Origin of the sequence: Arenibacter flavimaris (assembly GCF_030291335.1) — a bacterium.
Lineage (GTDB): Bacteria > Bacteroidota > Bacteroidia > Flavobacteriales > Flavobacteriaceae > Arenibacter.
The window spans coordinates 71,039-76,254 of sequence record NZ_JASWIM010000029.1 but is presented as its reverse complement, the minus strand read 5'-3'; the positions used below and the strand labels follow the sequence as shown (position 1 = coordinate 76,254).

At 41.8% G+C, this 5,216-nt stretch carries 5 protein-coding genes and 1 pseudogene; 1 reads left to right on the top strand and 5 read right to left on the bottom strand.

Annotated elements, in window-relative coordinates:
* Window positions 1–733 precede the first annotated feature (733 nt).
* Window positions 734–1,996: a group II intron reverse transcriptase/maturase gene (ltrA, locus tag QSE00_RS19005; protein WP_286107078.1), complete on the top strand. Its 1,263-nt coding sequence runs from the start codon at window positions 734–736 to the stop codon at window positions 1,994–1,996.
* A gap of 104 nt (window positions 1,997–2,100) precedes the next feature.
* Here ltrA and QSE00_RS19000 read toward each other — a convergent pair whose 3' ends face one another.
* The 5 genes and pseudogenes from QSE00_RS19000 to QSE00_RS18980 form a co-directional block, all read right to left on the bottom strand.
* On the bottom strand, window positions 2,101–2,577 hold the full coding sequence (locus QSE00_RS19000; protein WP_286107077.1) for an SRPBCC family protein: 477 nt from the start codon (window positions 2,575–2,577) through the stop codon (window positions 2,101–2,103).
* An 11-nt stretch (window positions 2,578–2,588) separates the two neighbouring features.
* Entirely contained in the window at window positions 2,589–3,092 is a 504-nt protein-coding gene (locus tag QSE00_RS18995) for a transposase (RefSeq protein WP_286107076.1), read from the bottom strand.
* Between the two features lie 4 nt (window positions 3,093–3,096).
* Complete coding sequence (locus QSE00_RS18990) at window positions 3,097–3,540, bottom strand: MarR family winged helix-turn-helix transcriptional regulator (RefSeq protein WP_286107075.1); 444 nt, start codon at window positions 3,538–3,540, stop codon at window positions 3,097–3,099.
* A 291-nt stretch (window positions 3,541–3,831) separates the two neighbouring features.
* Complete coding sequence (locus QSE00_RS18985) at window positions 3,832–4,035, bottom strand: hypothetical protein (protein ID WP_093978154.1); 204 nt, start codon at window positions 4,033–4,035, stop codon at window positions 3,832–3,834.
* Window positions 4,036–4,049: 14 nt separating this feature from the next.
* Window positions 4,050–5,135 (bottom strand): annotated as a pseudogene (locus QSE00_RS18980) (IS91 family transposase); the annotation flags it as partial.
* Between the last annotated feature and the right edge of the window lie 81 nt (window positions 5,136–5,216).

Genomic DNA, 5,216 nt, shown 5'->3' with positions numbered 1-5,216 from the left:
GTACTTTTTGCCAGTTCGGTGCAGGATTGCACACTTTTTTTTGATACATAAATTTTAGATTTAGATTAATCCATATAATTTACGAAATCTAGCTGAAAAGGTTACCGAAGGTTTAGTTCAACGGTCAAGTATAAGCGTAGTGCGGGATTCGGAGCGATTCACTGTCCGCCTACCACAAAGTTTCTTAGGAGCAAAAATGCTCAATTTTAGTCATTCAGCCCGCATTACGCTTATACAATGTGTGTGCCCAGCATGGGCATCTTTATCATATCTAAGATATGGTATTAATCTAGAGGGTGCAAGTCCCTTATGGGCAGGGGTAACGCCTTGAACCATTAGTAAGTCGCAAGGGTGGTAACTGCGAGGTTACATCTGAAGGAAGCGAGACTACAAAACTCGGTACTGACGAACAGGAACCAGATATGAGGCTGTTAGGATGGATGAGCAAGCACATCATTGTAAAGTCCGAAACACATTTAAGTGAATGCCGAAGCAGTAGATCTGGCAGGAATCGAGGGAAAGAAGATGTTATTACCTGGGGAGGTCTCCAAAGTTACGTGTAGCTAAATGGAGAAGTCAGCTGACGTCGTAGTAGCCAACCACCTGATAGGTTGGTGAAGGACTGAACGATAATGGTCCTTAATAAACCACGGAGCGGTTTTATGTTACGGATAGTTTTCTAGTAGAACAGTAGCCATGGATTAAGCGGGACAGCGAAACAATTTTAGTGTTAATGATTAAACGTTTAACAAGTAAAAGGAACCTTAACGACGCCTATTTACAGGTATTCCGCAACAAGGGTGGTGCAGGAGTGGACGGAGTTTCCGTAATGGAACTTAAATCTATGCTTCGAACCCATGCCAAGCGATACACCCAACAGATAGAACGGGAGTCTTATCAGGTGTCTCCAATATTGGGAATGGAAATACCCAAAAGCAACGGCAAGAAACGGATGCTCGGCATTCCCACCGTGGTCGATAGGGTATTTCAACAAGCACTGCATCAAGTTTTGCAACCCATATTCGAGCCAGACTTTCAGCAGCATAGTTATGGATTCAGACCAGAGCGCAATGCCCATCAAGCGGTCGCACAAAGCCTAAAGAATATTAATTCAGAGTATCAGTGCATAGTAGACATCGATTTAAAGAGCTTCTTTGACGAGGTGGAACACTATGTCCTCTTGGAACTGATATATAAAAAGGTGAAATGTAGACCCACGATGAAGCTGTTACGCTCATTCCTTAGGGCACCGATACTGATCAACGGCAAACTAAACAAGCGCAAAAAGGGCGTCCCACAAGGTTCGCCTCTAAGTCCGTTGCTTTCCAATATCCTGCTCAACGAGCTGGATAAGGAACTGGAAAAGAGCGGACATCGTTATGTTAGATATGCTGATGATTTCAGTATCTATGTCAGAAGTAAAAAGTCAGCAAAAAGGGTAGGTAACAGTATCTACAAGTTTCTGCGCGACAAGCTCCGATTGCCAATAAATAGAAAGAAAAGCGGCATACGCAAACCTTTGGATTTTCAAGTATTAGGGTTTGGTTTTGTACCGACCTACAAGAAAGGAGAGAAAGGGAAATATCAACTCGTGGTAAAACCGTCCAAATGGAAGGAATTCAAAGCAAAGCTTAAATACCTTACCAAAAAGACGATACCCGCCAGTTTTGAAGAACGTATTTCACGCATCAATCTGTTGGTACGAGGGTGGATTAATTACTTTAAGCCGGCATCCATTCAGGCCAAGCTCAAGAAGTTGAAGGAATGGCTGCGCAACCGACTGCGGTATTGTATTTGGCATCAGTGGAAGAAACTCGAACGGAAACGGAAAAACCTGATCCGTCTGGGCATTGACCAAGACCAAGCCTATGCTTGGAGCCGTACCAGAATGGGGGGATGGGCTGTAGCCCAAAGCCCAATACTGCGAACTACGATCACCGTAAAACGGTTAAAGAGGAAAGGTTATGTTAGTTTATTGGAATACTACAAACGTTAAGTTTCATTATCGAACCGCCGTATACGAGACCCGTACGTACGGTGGTGTGAGGGGTGCACTCCGTCATTAGATGGCGGAGCCATCCACTCGATTAGCGGCTGGCTTTATTTTTCCGTGTATCTTTTTTCAAGCTGTTCGAGTACCATTGGCCAAGCTTGTTGGTGTCCATTTTTTGATTCTTCGTCTGGAAAACCTGAATGTGTCAATTTCACTAATGTCTTTTCATCTTTTGGTTTTAATTCAACGGTCACGACCGTTTCGATGCCTTTTGTTCCCCCTGTACCTGTGACCCAAGTCAATTTTATAAGTTGATTAGGAACAAGTTGTAAAAATCTACCATAATGTGGACTTCTTTGAATTTCGGAATTCTCATTTGGTTTAAATTCCGTTTCAAAAAAGAACGGGGTATTTACTTTTCTTGTCATTAAAACAGAACCCGGTGCAGCAAACCAAACATCAAATTCTTTTGTCCAAGCATTGAATAACGTTTCGGGTTTCAAGTTCATTAATCTTTCAACAGTTAAATTCAATTGTCTGTTTGAAAGGTCGGGGTCTCGAAAAATCTCTTTGTCAGTAGTCATATATTATCGTTTTAATTTTGCTTAAGGTTTATTAATTTTAAAAGCAAAGGAATTAATCCCATTGATACAGCTAGAAATAGTCCAACACGGATATAATTCAAGGTTTTCCAAACATTGGCTCGTTTAACCAAATCGGTCACAGAATTTATACCCTCGGCAATTTTTTGAAACTCAATAATATTCGGGGCAAAATAGGAAATAGTCCAAACCCTGACCGCAAAATGAATAGCAAAAAGGATAAGCAACCCGTTTCTTATCCCTACTAGCTTCCAACAAAAGATAATTGCCAATATGAAAGTTAATTCGTGGAGGGAATGAAAAACTATCCAAAAGGTTTTTAAACCAACCCCCTTTTTGTTGATCAAAAGGGAAAAGGTGTCAGGTGGGTTTGCTGTCCATTTTGGAACTAAAACGGCAGTTTCAAAAATTTGTGCCCCGTTCATTAGAAAATAGACTAGAGTTGTTATTATCATCCATAATTCCGCTCTTGACAGATAGCTTTCCGTAATATTCATAGGTTTATTTTCTTAGGTTTTGAGTCACTGTTTTCATTATGGCTGTAGCCGATTCTAGGTATTTTGTTATTGCATCTAATTCACTTTGAGAAAAGGTATCCATTAGTTCCTTAGTCCTTATTTGTAGGTCTGAAAAAATGGGGTAAAGTAATTTTATGGTTTTTTTTGTGTTTGGAACAATCAACACTTTTCTTCGGTCATTTTTATCTGGTTTCCTTTTTACAAGGTCTAGTTTTTCAAGTCTATCTATCAGTCCTGTTACTGCACCTGTAGATAATCCTGTCATTTCAGAAATCTGTCCTGCGGTCATTTCTTCTTCTTTTATAATCAGGCCTAGGTGCTTGTGGTCAGTGCCTGCAAGTCCAATTTTTCGAGCAATGGCTGTATGCATTAGAATTGAAGCATCAGAATAATTTCTGCTAATCTCTTTAAAGTCCTCGGTTGCCATAATTATATCTCTTTGACTAAAAATCTTAGCGACAAAGATAAATTAAAATTAATTGAATTTCCAAAAATCATAATAAATTAATTGTTGGTCAAGGGGGAAGAATGAAGGTAGGTTTGTTTTTTGAGAATATGTTTCTGTGATTCTCCGCTGTTCTCAGCTTGCCGCTAACATTATAGGATTAAATCATGTAAGCCAATGGCGCAGTTTGATTTAATCCGCCGTTGAACTATGCGGTGTCGGTTTTGCGCTTATAATGCTATGGGGATTGAATCCGTTTTATTTTATCCCAAGTTAGGAATTTTTACTTAGTGCGAGGCCTGTTTTCTTTTTCCGATCGGATTTTTGGTAGGCAGTATGGAAGGTATCATATTGTCTTGGGTTCAGATGGTCCAGATTCATGGTTCTCTTTTCTTTTGGGACATAACCCTCCCTGTCGGTACCAATAAGTGTTTCCGACCGTTTTATTGAACGTGTATTTATTTTATCTATTTCCATTGGATTCACGGATTTCACCAAGGCCCTGCCCTGATCGAAAGTATTATCCTTAGGTTTTTCATGATGCCCTCCTTGCATTTGGGGCATATTATTGGTTTTTTGGACCATTGTGGGTAGGAAAATGATATGGTCTCCAGAGGACTTTGCTCCAATAACCGGTCCTTTATAATAGTCAACAGGGCCTTGCTCCTAGAAGCGCATATTCCAAAATGCCTTATCCGTACAAATCCCTTAGGCAATATGTGCTGTACGAACCTGCGGATGAATTCCTGGGCCCCAAGGTGCATTTGGGAGCTTTGGTGGGTTCTATAGTTTTTATAGTCAAAGTAGACTTTGTTATCTTCGATGGCCTTGATCCTATGATTGCTAATGGCCACCTTATGGGAATATCTCCCTAAATATTCGATGACACTTGCAGCACCGGCAAAAGGTCTCTTGGCATAGACCACCCATGGTTTTTTAAATAGGGCGTCCACTAGGTCCTGTAGGTCTATATGCTCGATTTCCCCTTTCTTTTTGAATTGTTTCAACTGCTTGAGGAATACGCCCCGGAATACCTGGCCCATTGCTTTTACCGGAAAAAGGTATTTTCCTTTACCGCGGCCTTCCTTCCATTTGCCCTGTCTGTCGATCCCTCCCGATGGCACCAGGCAATGGACATGGGGATGAAGGCTCAGGTTTTGCCCCCAAGTGTGTAGGATACTGGTCATACCGCTCCTTGCTCCCAGATGTTTAGGGTCATTGGAAAATACCGTTAGGGTCTTCCATGATGCACTGAACAAGATGTTGTAGAGCTGTTTTGGATAGGCCAGGCACAACTGGTTCAACTCGCTCGGTATGGTAAAGACAACATGGAAATAGGGAACCGGCAGGACCTGTTCCGTACGTGCCCGGATCCATTTTTCCCGCTGTTGGACCTGGCACTTGGGACAGTGCCTGTTTCGGCAACTGTTATAGGCGATCTGTCGATGGCCGCAGTCGGGACAACCTTGAAGATGTCCCCCTAGTACTGCCGTCCTGCAATTGACAATGGCCCTGATTACCTTTCTCTTTTGGTAGCTTACTTTGTGGCCTTCCAAAAAATCGTCCCCATATTGCCCCTATGAACCTGTTATACCCCTGCTAAAAAACCTTCCGGTGTTTCATTCGATGGTTTTCTCTTTCCATTAGTCCCGGTAACA